Genomic DNA, 16,918 nt, shown 5'->3' on the forward strand with positions numbered 1-16,918 from the left:
ACCGTTCGGTCGATGCCAGAGCAAGCGTATCATCCAAAGAGATGATGTGCTCTCTGTGCAACGCGAGGAGGCCTTCTTCCGCAATCTGAGTCGGAACGCATCAAATATTGAGTTTCAAATTTTCCAATTTGTCATATCCCGAGAAGGAAATGCTTCGAAAGCGCTATTTCAAGAGAGCCGCCCAAAAGCACATGCAATCATATTTCCACTTGAAATGTCCTCGAAGGCACGTTTTGTCTAAATCGAATATTGTCTGGAAGGTCCACTTCGCTCATCCACTGCGCATAATGCCAAAATTAAAGGCGGTTTGCTTATACGGATCCCCGCACTCCGGACCGATGTATCATTATACGTTCTATACTACTGAATTCTTCGAAAGTAACGCTTCTGAGCGCTTGCAGCAGCTACGCATTGTATCACATTGCATCTCGGATATATATTTCCATCATAAGTGGTGCGCAGGCCCTTGAGGCGGATGCCGTGATGGCGGGTAGCAGTGCAAACTCAGGAACCCTGGCTCAATACGTTGGAAAGAATGGGCTGTGGCGGTCTCATCATCGATACGCAGGTCAATGTCCTCGCGTCGAACGCGACGGCGTTGCAGATCCTAGGAAGGGAGGCGAGCGATTTCGCGTCGGAAGAACGGCCGGAGTGGCAACGCGAAGCGTTGAAGCGGTTGTTCTCGCGCGCCGACACCAAATTTCGGATCGATCAGGAGGCATGGATCACGGTCCAGCACGAGGATGGCGCCCCCCTTGTGCTGCATGCGATTCCGCTGACGAATGCCCTCAGGGTGGCTCCCCCGGACGGTCGCACGATGTTGGTGATGGTCGACTTGAGACAGCGCCCGCGCCCGTCGGCCACGGTCCTGCAGCGATTGTTCGATCTGACGCCCGCCGAGGCCCGTCTCGCCCTCGCCCTCGGGTCCGGCCTGACCCTTCAGGAAGTATCGGACGAGACAGGCTTGAGCAACGCGACGCTCCGCAGTCAACTGTCCTCAACTTTCCACAAGACCGGTACCCGGCGGCAACCGGAACTCATCGCTCTTCTCGCCCGCGTTGCGATCCTCCCGTGAGAATGCGCGCAGCTTCGTGGCGGCTCTTACGGAGGATGGCATGAGCGGGCTTCTCGGCCGCCTCGCCCGCTTAGTCGGCGTGGTCCTGGGAGCTAGCCCGGGGGCGGCCAGCGCCCTCCCGCAGGACGATATCTCCTGCGCCATCGATCTCAGCCTCACAGACGGCCACGCACAGATCCGCGGCGTCGCCATGGGGAAGGCCGGCAGCCAGGCAACCTATCGGCTCGTCGTCCGCAAATCGGGTGACACCGGGACATCCAATCTCAGCCAAGGCGGACAGATCGTCATCGCGCCGACCGGTCGCGCGATGGCCGGATCCGTCGATCTCTCGATCGAGGGTGGGGCGACCTACGAGGCGGTCCTCAGCCTCAATGTGGACGGTGTCGTCCGGGAGTGCCGTGCGGCCGGCCGGGCCGATATGAAGCTGTGACAGGTAGAGGTGCGCCTATGAAGTTCCAACGCCCCGCTCTCGCGATCCTGGCTCTCGCCGCTCTCGGCGCCGGTCACTCGGTCGCCCAGGACAGCAGCGTCTACATCTCGCAGGTTGATCGGAATTCCTCGCCCACGAATGCCCGGCGTCTCACCTCGCAAGACACTGCATCACGGATCCAGAGTAATGCCAGCGTGCCTGCCGGCATTACGTCGACCGCGACCTCCAGCAACCTCGGCTTCGACCTGACGACGTCCATTGGTGCCGCGAACGCTGTAACCGCTGCCGGATATGCCGCGAGCGGCGCAGGCAGCCAAACCAGCAACATCGCGGTCATCAACCAGTATGGCGCCAATAATACCGGTAACATCGACCAGAGCGGAACCGGGAACTTCAGCAGAGTGGATCAGTACGGCATCAACGGCCGCGCAACGGTCGATGTCACAGGGAACAACAACCGAACCGTGCAGACCCAGCTCGGCCTTGGCGCGAACCAATCGACCATCGCTGTGAATGGGTCAGGCAGTGCCATCACCACCGGCCAAGTGGGGCTCGCCAACTCGACGAACATTAATGTTGCAGGGGATGGCTACAATATTACGTCGCAACAAATTGGCGGTGGCCTCAGCAGCTCTATCACGACACAGCAGCCGGGAGGGGGGCTCAGCTACTCGTTCGGCACGACGAAAATTGATACCGGGGCAAAGGCCATCACCGTCATTCAGACCGGCGTCGGCTCTGGCGCCAATGCACCGACGGGAGCATTGCCGGGCGGTGTTGCTCCAATCATACAGACTGTGCGGTGATTGGTTATTAATGGGATAGGGATATTACTGAATCAAGTTTTGGGAGGGTGATATGATCCGGGCACTGATGGTGGCCTGTGCTGCCCAGTTCACGATCGGCGCGGCCCTCGCTGGCTCGTTGACTTATCAGCCGACCAACCCGTCGTTCGGTGGCTCGCCGCTCAATGGTGGCTGGCTGTTATCGCAGGCGACGTCGCAGAACATCTTCGTGCGCAAGCGCCAGCTTGCCGATGCAATGACTCAGGCGGCTCTTCAGGCGCAGCAGCGGCAGACGACGGTCTCGACGGCGTCGAACTTCGCCTCAATCATTAATGCTCGGCTCCTGGCTGCGGTCGCGGACAGGATCACGAACGCCATTTTTGGGGAGAACGCCCAGCAAAGCGGTACCTTTGTTGTCCAAGGCACGACGATCCAGTTTCAGCAGATCAATGGCAACGTGCAGATCACGGTCAACGACGGCACCAGCGCGTCGACCGTAACGGTTCCACTCGGCTTCTGACATCCGAACCGCATCGACCTCGCCGGATTGTCGGTCCAATTCCCTTACGATCGGGTGCTGCGCAGTGGTTCATCCTGCGCGCAGGCACCGAGGACGCTTATAGCGATGGTCTCGAAGTTTGCCTCGATCATGTGTCTCGCTTTCGCGCTTGCGGGCTGCGAACTCGCAGCTGGTTCGCGTGGACCGCTGGGCGTAGCGCCCCAGATCACTCCCCCCTCGCCGACCGGGATCAGCCTCGAGTCGTTGCCTCCGCCGAAGCGGCCGATCGACATCGCCCTTAGCAACTTCCCCGATCTCACGGGGCAGAACAAGCCGAGCGATAATTTTGCCGAATTCTCCCGTGCTGTGACTCAAGGTGGATCGGCCTTTGTCATCGACGCCCTGAACCGCGCGGGGGGCGGCAAGTGGTTCAACGTCATCGAGCGTGGCGGTCTTCAGGCCCTATTGCAGGAGCGCCAGCTCATCCGCGCGACCCGTCAGGAATTCGAAGGCACAAAAGCCAAGCCGCTGCCGCCACTGCGATTCGCCGGGCTCCTACTTGAGGGTGGCATCCTAGCCTACGACGCGAACACAATTACGGGAGGCGTTGGCGCCCGCTTCCTGGGGATCGGCGGCGACACGAAATATCGCCGGGACATGGTGACGGTGGCACTCCGGGTCATCTCCGTGCAGAGCGGGCAGGTTCTCCTCAGTGTTACGACGACGAAGACGATCTTCTCCGTAGGACTGTCCTCAAGTCTGTATCGGTTCGTCGCGCTGGATCGTATCGCGGAGGCGGAAGGCGGCTTCACGCACAACGAGCCGACGCAACTCGCCGTTCGCGAAGCGATCGAACTCGCCATCTATTCGCTGATTATGGAAGGCGCTGAAAAGAAACTCTGGAGTTTCCGGTCCGATGACCTGTCCGAGCCGTTGAGGCGTCAATTCAAGGAGCGGCCGTTAACGGTGAAGGCAGAGCTGACCGATGGCCTCCCGACGCAGTACGCATCTGCTCCGTTCACTCTTCCCTGGACACGAACGTCCGAGGAGCTTGCGCCGCCCGAGGTCACTGGTCCGGACGAGCCGCGTGAGGCCAAGACTCAGCCTGCCGCACACTAGATAAAACCCTGTTTATCACTGCCGTCACTCAGCAGGATCCATCGTCCGATGCGAACCTCTCTCACCCTGGTTCCCGCCCTGGCAGTTCTCATCGCCTGTACGGCAGCTCATGCCTTCGGCCCGCCGCGAATTAGATTTACGTCCGACCTGTCGGATGTCGCCGGCTGCAGGTTTCTCGGCCCCGTACGATCTCCGCCCAGGACGATCGGATCCCATATCCAGGATGACTATGCAAATTACTACTACGAGGAATTCGAGCGGCGCTTACTCATTCGAGGCGTGACTCATCTTTACATTTTAAATAGATCGGCTCACTGGGGTGGCGCCCAAGCATTTGGCTCGGCCTATACCTGCATAAGTCAATAATTTTTCTAATCGAATTTATTACGCAATGTAGGCGTAAATGGAGAACGTTCTCCGAGCTAGGCATTGCAAATATCATGTGATCGGCTGACTGTGGGCCCGGTTAATTGAGATGATCAGTCGAGCCTAAATAGATGGCATGTCAACAAATCTAAGAATTGATTTTCAGAGCATATGTCGCAAATTGACAATTGCAAAGCGAATGAAAACTTAGCAGTGGCAAAGTTATGAATATAATTGCACCGTTTCAATGATACATGTGTTCATAATTTCGTAATCTCGAGCGCGCCGCTATTGTCGACGACTTAGAGCGCTTTCGGTTTAATCGGGCTCATATCCGGGGGCGGCGACGAATTTGGCGCACTCATCGAATGTGATGGTGTCGATGAGCTGGCAAATGGCCGTCCAGAGTCCTTCACCGTGTGCTCGGCCGCCTTGCGCAGGAGCGCCTTGAGCTTGGAGAAGGCCGTCTCGATCGGGTCGAGGTCGGGCGAGTAGGGCGGCAGGAACAGCAATTAGGCGCCCGCCGCTCCGATTGCCGCGCGCACGGCCGACCCCTTGCGGCTGCCCAGGTTATCCATGACGGCGATGTCGCCGGGAGCGAGTTCGGACACGAGGACACGCTCGACGTAAGTCTGGAAGACGTCGCGGTTGATCGGCCCGTCCAGCTCGAACGGCGCGGCGATCTCGGACAGGCGCAGATCCGCGACGAAGGTGGTGGTTTTCCCGTGGCCATGCAGCACGGGGGAACGGAGCCGCGCGCCGCGTGGTGAGCGTCCACGGGTCCGGGTCATATTAATCGAGGTCCAAGTCTCGTCGAGGAACACGAGACGGGTGGGGTCGAGGTCGGGTTGCCCCTCGAACCACGCCTCGCAAGCAGCCTTCACCTCTCCTATCCTGCTCCGTAGGGGGCTGTCATTTTTGTAGGACAGCCCTCGTGCGTCGAAGAAGGTCCGCAGCGTGGCGAGCCCGACCGCGAGGTCACGCTCGTCCTTCTGGCGAGCGCGCATCTCTTCCAGGGTCATGTCGTTCCGCTCGGCGCTCAGGTCCCGTCAACCACGCGTTTTCGTAGGTTCTAGCTGTAGGGACGACCCATGCTTCGCTCCTCGTCTGGAACCAATAATGAATCAGCCTCAGACCGCCGCGTGAATCCGACACTACCAACTCATCTCAGACTGAAAACGCTTTAGCGCGCACGCTCGACTCGACGATGCACCCGATCGATTGCTCTCCTTACTCCCAATCTTTGCGATGGCACTGGCAAATACTTTTGTTTTTTTCTTAACGTTCGCTCGTTTCTATCTTACAGTTCGCAAATTGATCGATCCATATCTGCTGAAGCAGGGGAGGGCAGGCTCTTTCGGGTGAAGAGCAATCTTTGCCTCAAAACCCGCAAGCCACCGTCATGCCAACGGCTATTTCATGGTGGGACAGTTCGGCTCAATGACCGTGCCCCTACGTCAATAGCGATTCCACGCCGCCGGGCGCGATCTGAGAGCCGATTTTGGCGTTGAAGTTTGGGGTGCGCTGGGTCTCGTGGAAGCGGAAACCGTCCGAGCAGGCGGTGGGCGTGGTGTTGTCGACGGCGCCGCCGAGCGTCGTCGCACCGCAGGTCAGCGCGTTGCCACTCCCGTAGAGTTCGGCCGAGCGCAGGGCGAACGGGGTTACATCGCCAGTTTTGGGGCGGTCAGGAGCAGGTTGTTCAGCTGCTGCTTGTAGAACTTCGCGAAGGCCGTGGTTCCATGGCCTGAAGTCTCCGGGCTGGCGGGTATCAGGTACAGCCGCCCGTTCTTCAGCCGTTTGATGTCTCGCTCCATGGTCCCGGTCTCGGGCGGATTGCGTTCGTCATCGGCGGAGTTGATGGCCAAGACGGTGGCCCCGATTTTCTCCAGCCTCGGCGAGGGATCGTAGCCCCGAGACGCCTCCCATTGGTAGATGTAGTCGTTCGCGTCGGCACCGAACGGTGCTCCCAGACGGGTATCGACGACCTTGTCGGCGAGATCACCAGTCGGAGCCTGTTTCTGCAGGGCCAATGTCCCTCCACTGGTGGCGAGGGCGAAGAAGACGTTGGCAACCCGCAGTGACGGCGGCTGTTGGGTGTACTCGCCATTGGCATAGGTGGGGTCGCGCTTGATCGACTCGACCAGAAGGCGGCGCAGCATCCAATTGCGGCTGGCCATCTCGCTCGGCTGAGAGGCCATGGGGACGAGGATGTCCGTGTATCCGGGATGGGTGACACCCAGGATCCAGGCGTGCATGCCCCCCATCGAATTGCCGATGATGAGCCGAACATGCTCGATTCCGAGATGCTGCTTCAGCAGCCGATATTGTGCCTCGGCCATATCGTCGTAATTGTATTTCGGAAAGCGTGTCTTGAGCCCATCAGAAGGCTTCGACGACTTTCCGTGGCCGATCGCGTCCGGAATGATGATGTAATACTTCGACGCATCGAGCGGCTGCCCGGGGCCAAACAACTCCCCGGCGAAACCAGCCGTCAGCATGCTGGCTGTCGAGCCAGTGGTGCCGTGGAGAACCACGACCGGCTCACCCTTCGGATCTCCGATGGTGACGTAATGCAGATGGAGTTCCGGCAGGACTTCACCGGTGTGAAACGTGAAGTCCTTGACCGTCCAATCGCCGTCCTTGGGAACGGGATAGTCCGCCGCCTGGGCCGCGAAAGCCGCCCAGGAAAGGGCCATTCCCGTCGCTGCGGCCCGCAGGAGTTTCAGCGCTGGCATGTGGTCTCCCTCAATGCTGCAAAACGTCGATGCTCTTCCCGAAGACGAGACGAGTCCTGCCGATAAGAGAGCAGGACTCATCTCGTCGGTACTCAAAGTCGCGCGATATAGGCGGAGAGATCGCGGATCTCGTCGGCGGTAAGTTCCTGTGCGACTTCGTTCATCGCCGGGTCGTAGCCTGGGCGTGCGTTGGACTTGTAGGCGGCCAGGGCCTTGGCGAGATATTCCTCCCGCTGAGCTCGGATACGCGGGATCGCGTCGCGTCCCGCCAAGTCAGCCCCATGGCATGACGTGCACTGATGTTTGCCGATGATCGCCTGGGCGCGATTCTTGAGCGCGTCGTCCGGTGGCGCGCCGGACCAAGCGGGCGGAGGCAGAGTCGCGATGGCGTCTGCGTAGGCCTTGAGGTCGTCGTCGGAGAACCCGGCGGCGATGTCGTTCATCGGAGCCGCCTCCCGCTGCTTCTCCCGGAATTGGAAAAGCTGCGTCACGACATAATCCGCCGGCTGCGCCCCGAGCGAGGGCACCCCCTCGGTCGTGGAGGTTCCCGCGCCGTGGCAGGCGACGCAAGACGTGAGGCGCTCCGGCACGGGGGCCTCGGCAGCCGGGGCTGCAAGCGCAGCCCCGCCCGAGCCGGCGGCGAGGCAAAGCAGCACTCGGACCAGAGTCGCCAAGCGCCTCATCGGGCGTAGCTCACGCGATAGATCGCACCGTTGTAGTCGTCCGAGACGAGGAGCGAGCCATCCTTGGCGACGAGGACATCGACAGGCCGCCCAATATACTTGTTATCCTGCAAGAAGCCGGTCACGAACGGCTCGGTCGAAGCGATCTTGCCATCGGATCCGGTCTTGGCGAGCAACACGTCCCCACCAAGCTTGGTGGTGCGGTTCCAGGAGCCATGCTGCGCGATGAAGATCTGGTCCCGGTAAGCAGCGGGGAACTGCGTTCCGGTGTAGAACCTCATGCCGAGGGAGGCCGTGTGCGGCCCGAGCAGTGCAGCGGGCGCTGTGAATTCGCTGCAGGAATGGCCCCACCCATATTCCGGATCGGTGAAGGTCCCCTGGTGGCAGAACGGATAGCCGAAATGCTGCTTTCCCGGATCCGTCAGAACGTTGAGTTCGTCGTTGGGGATGTCTTCCGAAACCCAGTCGCGGCCGTTATCGGTGAACCACAGCTGCTTGGTCTTCGGATTCCAATCGAAGCCGACCGAGTTGCGGACGCCCCTGGCGATGACCTCGGCGTTCTTTCCATCAAGATCCATCCGCCTGATCTGGGCATGGGTCTCGGGCGGAAGCTGAATGTTGCCCGGCGCTCCGACCGGGACGTAAAGCTTGTCATCGGGTCCGATCGCGATGAACTTCCAGCCATGCGCCTCGTCTTTCGGCAGATCGTCGTAGACGAGCTGGGGCTTCTCGCCGCCGTCGAGATGCTTGAGGATGTCATCGTAGCGCCAGATCTTGGACAGTTCGGCGACGTAGAGGGCACCGTCATGGAAGGCGACGCCGTTCGGGCGGTGAAGTCCTGAGGCGATGGTCTTGACCTCGTGCGCGCCATCCGGCCCGGCCTGCGGGAGGACGGCGTAGACCTTGCCGACGGTGCGGGTGCCGACGAAGACGGTCCCGTCAGGCGCCTGGGTCATCGAGCGGGCGTTGGCGAGCCCGCTGGCATAGACCTCGATCTTGAAACCGTCCGGCACCTTCAGCTTATCGATGGGCAGTTTGGCGGCCGACGTCGCGATCGGCGGCCCAGCGACCGGGGCGAGCTTCGCCGCGCCATTCCCCTCCGGACGACCGTAGAGCGCCGAGCCCTTGTCCACCTGAACGGTCGCCGGTGGGGCGGCGGTCGCCTTGGTTTCCTGAGCCAGGACCGGCAGCGGCCCAAGGGCGCCGAGGCCGAGGCAAGCGACCGCGGCGGCGAGACCGCGAGACAGGTTCGGCGTCATTTTCACTCCCGAGCACAATGAAAGCGACCGGTTACCCCGGTCTGCTGGCCTTCATATGCCCCGAATTTCCGCGATGGCGATGCGATGTGACTCTGCTGAAGCGACAGCTGTTTCTCATCGTCATGGGCGGCAGCACAAGATCACGACTCCGCTGACCTATGCTGGTCATGCGGACTCACTGTGGGATGCTCCACCTCGTCGCGAAGAACGCCTCAGCGTCATTTCCGCGGGGCACAGGCCTCAGCCGCCCTCTCCGGGCGAAGGTGAGACCGATGCCGATCAACACGAGCATTGCGAACGCGCTCGCCCAGTGCAGGAGGATCGCCACCACCGTGTAACGCCGCAGAGCGCTATCCATGGTGGTGGCCCTTCCTCTCGCCTCCCGTCAGTCCTGACGCTCGAAGGCGCCCTCGATGGCGAGGTGCAGATCGTCGCCGATCAGCGGCAGGTAGGTCTTCACGCCGAAATCCGAGCGCTTGAGCGTGCCGGTCGCCGTGAAGCCGACCGTGTACTTCTTGTTCAGCGGGTTGGTGCCGGCGCCGACGAAGGTGACATCGAGCGTCACGGGCTTGGTCACACCGTGCAGCGTCAGGTCGCCCGTCACCTTCGCCTTATCCTTGCCGGCCGGCGCAACCTTGGTCGAAACGAAGGTCATGTCCGGGAACTTGCCGGAATCGAGCCACTGGTCGCCCTTCAGCTCACCCGTGAGCTTGGCGCTGGTTGTCGTGACCGAGGCGACGGGGATCTTCACCGACAATTTGGCGGCGGCCGGGTTCTTCGGGTCGAGGACGAGGTTGCCGCTCACGTCGGAAAATCGGCCGTTGTAGTTCGAGAAACCCATGTGGGAGACGCGCCACCCGACCTGGGTGTGGCCGGGATCGACCGCATAGGTGCCAGCCTGGACCGACGCCGGTTCATGGGTTGCTGGGGTCTGGGCCAGCGCGGTGCCGCCGAGGGTGAGCGTGAGGGCAAGGCCCGAAACGAGAAGCGACTTCACGAATGTCTCCAAAAACGAAACCATAGGCCCCTCACCGCAACGCGCGAGCCAGGGCCGTGAACTCCGATGCCGACGGGATAGCCCCTTTGGCGGTCCAGGTTGAGCCTGCTATTCGGAACTACATGGTTGCGAAATCGGAAACCTTCCTTGGCAATCTGGACGACCTGCGTGCGTTTTGCGCCGTGGTCGATCTCGGAACGATCACGGCTGCCGCACTGAGCCGGGGCGAGACCAAGGGCAGCGTCAGCCGCCGGATCTCGCGGCTGGAGGAGGGGCTCGGTGCGACCCTCCTGGCACGCCATCCCCGCGCGATCTCCCCGACGGAGGAGGGCCTGACCTTCTACGCAAAAGCCCAGGAAAGCCTGACCCTGCTGGACGAGGCGGCCGATGCGGTCCGCGACGCCCACACCGTTCCGACGGGTCATCTTCGGGTGACCACCTCGATCGACTTCGGCATCGAGGTCATGCCGGAAATCGTCGCCAGCTTTCGAACCGCCTATCCTCGGATCACGGTCGACCTGCTCAACACGGATTCCCGGCTCGACCTTGCGGCAAACCGGATCGACCTCGCCCTGCGGTTGGGCGATGCGGAGGAGACGGGATATCGGGCATCCCTGATCCTGAACCTGTGGATCGGGCTTTATGCAGCGCCGGGCTATCTCGCTCGACATCCAGCTCCGGCGAGCATCGCGTCGCTCGCGGACCACGACCTGATCTTTTCGCGCGAACGCCCGGGCACGGCGGGGATCCTCCTCAGCGATGGACAAGGCCGCACCGAGCAGCTCGCCCTTCGCCCCGCCGTGCGCGCCACCGACTTCGCGACCGTTCTTCGGTTGTCGCTCGCGGGTGCGGGGATCGGCTACCTGCCCAACGTCGTCGCGGCACGCGCGGTCGAGACCGGAACGCTCATCCGGGTACTCGCACCCTGGGCGACCGCAGGCGGGGCGCTTCGGGCCGTCAGTCTCGCCGGGCGGGAACTGCCCGCGCGTGTCCGCGTGTTCCGCGATCACGTCCGTGCCGAGATGATGAAGCGCTTCGCGATCGAGCCGGTCCAGGGCTGAGGCTGATAACGTCCAGCGGTCGCACGCGAGCGGGACTGCTCTTTGGGCTGTGTAGAGACGCCTTCCGTCAGGCGCTCCCCTGGAGGTAGCGGTTCGCGATCATCGACGCCGCTGTGCGGTTCTCGACACCGAGCTTGGCGTAGATCGCCTCCAGATGCTTCGTCACGGTGCGATGGCTGAGGCCCAGGATGTCGCCGATATCCCGGCTCGACTTCCCTTGGGCAAGCCACAGCAGCACCTCCGCCTCGCGCGCGGTGAGGGGGAGGTTCGCGCGCAGCCGGGCCAGGCCCTGAGTGGGGTCATCGCGAGAGAGGCGCAGCAGGATTTCGTCGGCCGTGCCCCCGACGAAGCCGAGGGTGCAGGGCGGTCCGCTCCATCCCTTGACGGCCAGAGAAGGGGGCGCGCTCCCGGCAAGGCAGGCCCTCAGCCAATCGACGACCTCGGTCGGAAGCGCTTGCGGACCGCCGGGCACGGGAGAGACGGCGGCGAGCAATTGCCCGGCCTGGGGAGTACACCAAAGGATTGCCCCCTCGGCAGACACCGCCAGGAGGGTCCGACCCGTTGTGTCGAGGGCAGCGCGCGCACTGCGGGCTGCCCGTGCGATGGCGAGGTGGGTGCGGATGCGCGCAAGGATCTCGTCCGGGGCGATGGGCTTGGTGACGTAATCGACGCCGCCCGCATCGAATCCCTGGACGATATGCTCGGTCTCGCTGAGCCCCGTCATGAAGATCACCGGCACGGCGGCAAGATGCGGCTTCGCCTTCAGGCGGCGGCAGGTTTCGAACCCGTCGAGGCCGGGCATCACGGCGTCGAGGAGAATCACGTCGGGCGTCACTTCGTCCACCAGGGCGAGGGCGAGGTCGCCCGCAACAGCGATCAGCACCGTGGCTCCGGATCGCTCGATGGCCTCGGTCAGGAAACTGAGCGTATCCGGCGAATCGTCGACGACGAGGACCACATCGCGGTCGGGCTCACTCATCGCCAGCAAGCTCCTTGAGGACCGTGAGGTAGCGGCGCAGGTCGTAGCTGGCGATCAACCCGCGCATCTGCGTGACGAAAGCCCGGGGCACGGCATCGTCCCGCTCCATCATGGAGAGCTTCGCCTCAATGCCCCGGATATGTCCGATCCGCCCGAGGCGCAGCAGCTCGCCGACATGTTCGGCGCCCGGATGGACGATCGCACCGAGCTCTTCGGCCGGTTTGACCGTCGGAGCCTCCGCCCGGTCCAGACGCAGCAGTGCCCCGGTTCGGTCGAGCACGTCCCGTAGGTCGAAGGGTTTGGCCAGGATCGCATCGTGGGGCGGGCTATCGCCGCGCAGGGGGCTGATCTCATGCACGTTGGCCGACATCATCACGATCGGCCCGCCATAGCCTCCGGACCGGAGCGACGCCGCGACGTCCCATCCGCTGAGGCCCGGCATCGCGATATCGAGGAAGATCAGATCCACGCTCTGCGCCAAGGCCTCGTCCCGCATGAGGGCGAGGCAGGCGGCACCGGCTTCGGCCTCGCGCACGGTGAGGCCGAGCGGTTCGAGGATCGCCCGCATCAGCGTGCGGTGGGCGGAATCGTCGTCCACCACGAGGATAGTGCGGCCCGGCCCCGCGATACCCCGCGCCGCGCCCGTGACCGGCGCGGGGGAGGGAACGAGCGAGGGATGCGCGACAGCCGCCAACATCAGGCGCAGGCGCGCCTGCGTGCCCCCGCCGGGCGCGGCGGCAAGGGTGATCTCGCCCCCCAGCAATTGCGCCAGCAGGTTGGCGATGGTCAGCCCCAGCCCAGTTCCGGGCGTATTGCGTGCGGCGTGTGTCGAGCCGCGCTCGAACGGCTCGAAGATGCGGGCGAGATCGGCTTCGGGGATGCCCGGCCCCGTGTCGCGAATCGTGAAGACGGCGACCTGATTGCGGTAGCTCAGATCGAGGGAGACGACGCCGCGCGGAGTGAACTTGATCGCGTTCGACAGCAGGTTCAGCAGCACCTGCCTCAACCGCTTCTCGTCGGTGGCGACGACCTGGGGCAGGATCTCCGGACGGCTGAAGCGGAATTCCAGCCCGGCCTCGCGAGCCTGGAGCCGCACCATGTCGGCGAGTTGCTCGAGGAAATCCGAGAGTCGCACCTCGTCTCGGTTGATCTGAAGCCGGCCCGCCTCCATCCGCGAGATATCGAGCAGGCCGTCGATCAGGCCCGACAGATGCTGCGCGCTACGCCGGATCACCCGTATGCCGTTGAGCCGGGCCTCCGGGATCGCCGGGTCGGTTTCGATGAGTTGCGCATAGCCGAGAACGGTGGAAAGCGGCGTGCGCAGTTCGTGGCTGAGCCCGACCACGTAGCGACTCTTGGCTTGGTTGGCGGCCTCTGCGCGCTCCTTGGCCTCCTGCAGCTTCGCATCGGTGATCTTGTGGGCCGCGATTTCGGCCTCGTAGAGCGCGGTCTGGCGGCGGGTCTCGGCCTGGGCGACCCGGCGGCTTTCCTGCGCCAGCACGAACAGCCACGCGACGACCCCGAAGATGACGACGAGGATCATGAACACGCTGGTCAGCGCCGCGCGCAGCACCTCGCGATGATCGGGATGGACACTGCTCGCGCCCGCATGGACGATCCCGAGGATCAGGCCGATCACCGCGCAGAGCGTCAGCATCACCGCGAGGTAGCGCCCGAGGGGAGCGCCGATCCAGACGGCAACGGGGCCAGGCAAAATGCGTCCCAGAACCTGCTGCGCCTGCACTTCCAGGCGTCCATGCGGCTTGCAGAGGTCGCCACAGCGTGCGTCCAGCGAGCAGCAAAGCGAGCAGATCGGCCCGTTATAGGCCGGGCAATGGGCCATATCCTCGCCTTCGAAGGGCAATTCGCAGACGCGACAGGTGACTTCGGATGCCCCCCAATCCCGCCGAGGCTTTCGCGCGAGATACCAGCGCCCCTTCGTCGCCCAGGCGATGACGGGCGCGGAGCAGAAGGCGCACCCGAGCGTCAGCATCGGCGCGAAGGCCTGCATCATGGGTCCGAGCAGCCCGAGATGGAGCAGGCAACCCGACAGCAGGGCGAGCAGCATCGCCCCGGTCCCGACGGGGTTCACCGCGTAGAGGTGGGCCCGCTTGAACTCGATGCCGGGCGGCGAGAGACCGAGCGGCTTGTTGACGGCGAGATCGGCGGCGAGCGCACCGACCCAGGCCGAGACGACGCAGGCATAGAGCGGCAGGGTGCTGTCGATGGTCTTGTCGATGCCGAGCATCATCAAGAGCATGGCGATGGCGACGTTGAACACGAGCCAGATCACCCGGCCGGGATGGCTGTGGGTGAGCCGCGAGAAGAAGTTCGACCACGCAATCGAACCCGCATAGGCGTTGGTGAGGTTGATCTTCATCTGCGAGACGAGGACGAAAGCGCCCATCAGCAGGAGCGCCGCGCGGCTGTCCTCCCCCGCCACGTATCCGAAGGCGATCCGGTACATCTGCGTCGGCTCGGCCGCTTCGCTTGCCGGAACCCCGTGAGAGAGGGCGAGCACGGCGAGGGCGGCCCCGAGCAGGATCTTGGCCATGCCGGGTACGATCCAGCCCGCGCCCCCCGCCAGCACGGCCAACCACCAGCGCCGGTCACGGGGGCCCTTGGGTTCGGGCACGAAGCGCAGGAAATCCACCTGCTCCCCCACCTGCGCGAGCAGCGCCAGCAGCACGCCAGTCGCCGCGCCGAACCGCGCGAGGTCGAATCCGCTTCCCACGCCGTCGAGGCCGGGAAAGGCCGCCACGGACCGGAGGGCGGCCGGATCCTTCGCGGCGATGAAGGCGATCGGCAGGAGACTCAGGGCGAGCCAGAGCGGCTGCGTCCAGATCTGGAAGCGGCTGATCAGGCGAATTCCGTAAACCACCAAGGGGATCACGGCGCCCGCGCAGACCAAGTAGCCGAGCCAGAGCGGTAGCCCGAAGCAAAGCTGCAGGGCGAGCGCCATGATTGCCGCTTCGATTGCGAAGAACAGGAAGGTGAAACTCGCGTAGATCAGCGATGTGACGGTCGAGCCGAGATAGCCGAAGCCCGCCCCTCGGGTCAGCAAATCCATGTCGACGCCGTAGCGCGCGGCATAGACCGTGATCGGCATGGCCGTGATGAAGATGATCAAGCCAACGACGAGCACAGCCGCCACGGTGTTGGGGAACCCTGCCGTCAGCGCCAGGGTACCCCCGATCGCCTCCAGGGCCAGGAAAGCGATCGAACCCAGAGCGGTTTGCGCCACCTGAGTGCCCGACCATCGCCGGGCTTTCTTGGCGGTGAATCGAAGGGCGTAGTCTTCCAGGGTCTCGTCCGCGACGAAGCGGTTGTAGTCCCGGCGAATGGGAATGATGCGCTGCGGGCCGCTCATCGTAGTCCGGACCGGCAGGCGATTTGGCAGCGCAAAAAACCACGCATCGACGGACGCAATCCGCCCATGCGCGCGAACAAAAGCATACGCATGCGTGCATCGCCCACGCTATTGCGACTCACAATGCACGCCCCCGCCTAGTATTGCCCGTTCATGGTGCACCGCATGCAAGTCCACGGCCATACGCAAAATCGCGTATAGGCCGCCGCACGACGCCGGATCTAGCCTGACGCAGTCGATCCGGGCCGGACCAAAAGGCCCCGGACGCTCTCAGGGGCAGCAGATGGCAGACAAGACCGACAATGGTGCGGATCACGGCTTGCGTTCGCCCTTGCGGCGCAGGCTCCTCATGGGGATGGCCGGCATTCCGGCGCTAGCGCTGATGCCACGGACATCCTGGGCCGCTCCCGCGACGACAGCCGTGAACACCACCGGCCTCGCGGTGACGGACAGCGAGGTGACGGTCGGCATCCTGCACTCGGTCACCGGTACGATGGCGATCTCGGAGACGGGCGCGCAGCAGGCCGAAAAGCTCGCGATCCAACAGATCAACGACGCGGGCGGGGTGCTCGGTCGCAAGATCAAGATCATCCAGGAAGACGGCGCGTCCGACTGGCCGACCTTCGCGGAGAAGGCGAAGAAGCTCCTCGTCAACGACAAGTGTGCGGCCGTGATGGGATGCTGGACCTCGGCCTCGCGCAAGGCCGTCCTGCCGGTCTTCGAGCAATATAATGGCTTGCTGTATTACCCGACCTTCTACGAAGGCCTCGAGCAGTCGAAGAATGTCTTCTACACCGGGCAGGAGGCGACGCAGCAGATCCTCGCCGGGCTCGACTGGGTGCACAAGGAGAAGGGCGGCGACACCTTCTACTTCATCGGCTCGGACTATATCTGGCCGCGCACCTCGAACAAGATCGCCCGCAAACATGTCGAGAATGTGCTGAAGGGCAAGGTGGTGGGCGAGGAATACTTCCCCCTCGGCCACACGCAATTCAACTCGGTGATCAACAAGATCAAGCTGACGAAGCCGAAGGTGATCTTTGCCGACGTGGTCGGCGGCTCGAACGTGGCGTTCTACAAGCAGCTCAAGGCGGCGGGCATCGACCTGTCGAAACAGGTGTTGATGACGATCTCGGTCACCGAGGACGAGATCGACGGAATCGGCGGCGAAAACATCGCGGGCGCCTACGCCTGCATGAAGTACTTCCAGTCGATCGAAAACGAGAACAACAAGGCCTTCGTCGCCGCTTTCAAGAAAATGTGGGGCGAGAAGACCGTCATCGGCGACGTGACCCAGGCTGCATATCTCGGGCCGTTCCTCTGGAAGATGGCCTGCGAGAAGGCCGGCTCCTTCGATGTCGACAAGGTCGTCGCGGCCTCGCCGGGCATCGAGTTCAAGGCCGCGCCGGAAGGTTACGTCAAGATCGACGAGAATCATCACCTCTGGTCGAAGACCCGCGTCGGCCGCGCAAAGACCGATGGTCAATTCGAAATCGTCTATACCAGTCCTGAGCTGATCAAGCCCGATCCATTCCCGAAGGGCTACCAGTAATCGCTGCC

14 protein-coding genes and 2 pseudogenes are annotated in these 16,918 nt (G+C 63.0%); 7 read left to right on the forward strand and 9 right to left on the reverse strand.

Going from position 1 to position 16,918, the window contains the following annotated elements:
* The first annotated feature begins 535 nt into the window (after positions 1 to 535).
* The 5 genes from J4O73_RS11615 to J4O73_RS11635 all read left to right on the forward strand — a co-directional run bounded on the left by J4O73_RS11615 (position 536) and on the right by J4O73_RS11635 (position 3,908).
* On the forward strand, positions 536 to 1,075 hold the full coding sequence (locus J4O73_RS11615; RefSeq protein ID WP_426217408.1) for a helix-turn-helix transcriptional regulator: 540 nt from the start codon (positions 536 to 538) through the stop codon (positions 1,073 to 1,075).
* Positions 1,076 to 1,115: 40 nt separating this feature from the next.
* Positions 1,116 to 1,505, forward strand: coding sequence for a curli-like amyloid fiber formation chaperone CsgH (gene csgH, locus J4O73_RS11620; RefSeq protein WP_426217410.1), 390 nt, complete (start codon positions 1,116 to 1,118; stop codon positions 1,503 to 1,505).
* Positions 1,506 to 1,522: 17 nt separating this feature from the next.
* Complete coding sequence (locus tag J4O73_RS11625) at positions 1,523 to 2,311, forward strand: hypothetical protein (protein WP_426217411.1); 789 nt, start codon at positions 1,523 to 1,525, stop codon at positions 2,309 to 2,311.
* A gap of 52 nt (positions 2,312 to 2,363) precedes the next feature.
* Positions 2,364 to 2,810 (forward strand): curli assembly protein CsgF, encoded by a 447-nt coding sequence (locus J4O73_RS11630; RefSeq protein WP_426217413.1) that lies wholly within the window; start codon positions 2,364 to 2,366, stop codon positions 2,808 to 2,810.
* A gap of 105 nt (positions 2,811 to 2,915) precedes the next feature.
* Complete coding sequence (locus J4O73_RS11635; protein WP_426217415.1) at positions 2,916 to 3,908, forward strand: CsgG/HfaB family protein; 993 nt, start codon at positions 2,916 to 2,918, stop codon at positions 3,906 to 3,908.
* Positions 3,909 to 4,592: 684 nt separating this feature from the next.
* On the opposite strand, the pseudogene J4O73_RS11640 reads toward J4O73_RS11635, so the two are convergent.
* The 7 genes and pseudogenes from J4O73_RS11640 to J4O73_RS11670 all read right to left on the reverse strand — a co-directional run.
* Positions 4,593 to 5,299, reverse strand: a pseudogene (locus tag J4O73_RS11640) (IS630 family transposase); the annotation flags it as partial.
* Positions 5,300 to 5,750: 451 nt separating this feature from the next.
* Positions 5,751 to 5,939, reverse strand: a pseudogene (locus tag J4O73_RS11645) (hypothetical protein); the annotation flags it as partial.
* Positions 5,936 to 7,000, reverse strand: a complete 1,065-nt coding sequence (locus tag J4O73_RS11650) for an alpha/beta fold hydrolase (protein WP_426217737.1) — start codon at positions 6,998 to 7,000, stop codon at positions 5,936 to 5,938. The gene J4O73_RS11650 and the pseudogene J4O73_RS11645, both read right to left, overlap by 4 nt.
* Positions 7,001 to 7,101: 101 nt before the next feature.
* Entirely contained in the window at positions 7,102 to 7,692 is a 591-nt protein-coding gene (locus tag J4O73_RS11655; protein WP_426217417.1) for a c-type cytochrome, read from the reverse strand.
* Positions 7,689 to 8,951, reverse strand: coding sequence for a PQQ-dependent sugar dehydrogenase (locus J4O73_RS11660; protein WP_426217418.1), 1,263 nt, complete (start codon positions 8,949 to 8,951; stop codon positions 7,689 to 7,691). Before J4O73_RS11660 ends, J4O73_RS11655 begins: the two co-directional genes overlap by 4 nt.
* A gap of 175 nt (positions 8,952 to 9,126) precedes the next feature.
* Positions 9,127 to 9,309 carry a hypothetical protein gene (locus J4O73_RS11665; RefSeq protein WP_426217420.1) on the reverse strand — a complete coding sequence of 61 codons (183 nt, stop codon included), beginning with the start codon at positions 9,307 to 9,309 and terminating at the stop codon, positions 9,127 to 9,129.
* A gap of 27 nt (positions 9,310 to 9,336) precedes the next feature.
* Positions 9,337 to 9,948 carry a YceI family protein gene (locus tag J4O73_RS11670; RefSeq protein ID WP_426217422.1) on the reverse strand — a complete coding sequence of 204 codons (612 nt, stop codon included), beginning with the start codon at positions 9,946 to 9,948 and terminating at the stop codon, positions 9,337 to 9,339.
* Between the two features lie 122 nt (positions 9,949 to 10,070).
* Here J4O73_RS11670 and J4O73_RS11675 point away from each other — a divergent pair, with 122 nt between their 5' ends.
* Entirely contained in the window at positions 10,071 to 11,009 is a 939-nt protein-coding gene (locus J4O73_RS11675) for a LysR substrate-binding domain-containing protein (RefSeq protein WP_426217423.1), read from the forward strand.
* A gap of 67 nt (positions 11,010 to 11,076) precedes the next feature.
* Here J4O73_RS11675 and J4O73_RS11680 read toward each other — a convergent pair whose 3' ends face one another.
* Positions 11,077 to 11,988 (reverse strand): response regulator, encoded by a 912-nt coding sequence (locus J4O73_RS11680; protein WP_426217425.1) that lies wholly within the window; start codon positions 11,986 to 11,988, stop codon positions 11,077 to 11,079.
* The gene (locus tag J4O73_RS11685; RefSeq protein ID WP_426217427.1) at positions 11,981 to 15,358 is read right to left on the reverse strand and encodes a hybrid sensor histidine kinase/response regulator; all 3,378 of its coding nucleotides are present in this window, start codon (positions 15,356 to 15,358) and stop codon (positions 11,981 to 11,983) included. The genes J4O73_RS11680 and J4O73_RS11685 overlap by 8 nt, the downstream gene beginning before the upstream one ends.
* Before the next feature lie 283 nt (positions 15,359 to 15,641).
* Between J4O73_RS11685 and urtA the strand changes: the two genes are divergently transcribed.
* Positions 15,642 to 16,910: an urea ABC transporter substrate-binding protein gene (gene urtA / locus J4O73_RS11690; RefSeq protein WP_426217428.1), complete on the forward strand. Its 1,269-nt coding sequence runs from the start codon at positions 15,642 to 15,644 to the stop codon at positions 16,908 to 16,910.
* The last annotated feature ends 8 nt before the right edge of the window (positions 16,911 to 16,918 follow it).

It is taken from the genome of Methylobacterium sp. NFXW15 (genome assembly GCF_049887755.1).
In the GTDB taxonomy this organism is placed as follows: Bacteria; Pseudomonadota; Alphaproteobacteria; order Rhizobiales; family Beijerinckiaceae; genus Methylobacterium.

Excerpts from the sequence above, each read along its gene's own strand:
- J4O73_RS11655 (WP_426217417.1), bottom strand. The coding sequence starts at position 7,692 with ATGAGGCGCTTGGCGACTCTGGTCCGAGTGCTGCTTTGCCTCGCCGCC.
- J4O73_RS11615 (WP_426217408.1), top strand. The coding sequence starts at position 536 with ATGGGCTGTGGCGGTCTCATCATCGATACGCAGGTCAATGTCCTCGCG.
- J4O73_RS11665 (WP_426217420.1), bottom strand. The coding sequence starts at position 9,309 with ATGGATAGCGCTCTGCGGCGTTACACGGTGGTGGCGATCCTCCTGCAC.
- J4O73_RS11685 (WP_426217427.1), bottom strand. The coding sequence starts at position 15,358 with ATGAGCGGCCCGCAGCGCATCATTCCCATTCGCCGGGACTACAACCGC.
- J4O73_RS11675 (WP_426217423.1), top strand. The coding sequence starts at position 10,071 with ATGGTTGCGAAATCGGAAACCTTCCTTGGCAATCTGGACGACCTGCGT.
- J4O73_RS11635 (WP_426217415.1), top strand. The coding sequence starts at position 2,916 with ATGGTCTCGAAGTTTGCCTCGATCATGTGTCTCGCTTTCGCGCTTGCG.
- urtA (WP_426217428.1), top strand. The coding sequence starts at position 15,642 with ATGGCAGACAAGACCGACAATGGTGCGGATCACGGCTTGCGTTCGCCC.
- J4O73_RS11625 (WP_426217411.1), top strand. The coding sequence starts at position 1,523 with ATGAAGTTCCAACGCCCCGCTCTCGCGATCCTGGCTCTCGCCGCTCTC.
- J4O73_RS11680 (WP_426217425.1), bottom strand. The coding sequence starts at position 11,988 with ATGAGTGAGCCCGACCGCGATGTGGTCCTCGTCGTCGACGATTCGCCG.
- csgH (WP_426217410.1), top strand. The coding sequence starts at position 1,116 with ATGAGCGGGCTTCTCGGCCGCCTCGCCCGCTTAGTCGGCGTGGTCCTG.
- J4O73_RS11630 (WP_426217413.1), top strand. The coding sequence starts at position 2,364 with ATGATCCGGGCACTGATGGTGGCCTGTGCTGCCCAGTTCACGATCGGC.
- J4O73_RS11660 (WP_426217418.1), bottom strand. The coding sequence starts at position 8,951 with ATGACGCCGAACCTGTCTCGCGGTCTCGCCGCCGCGGTCGCTTGCCTC.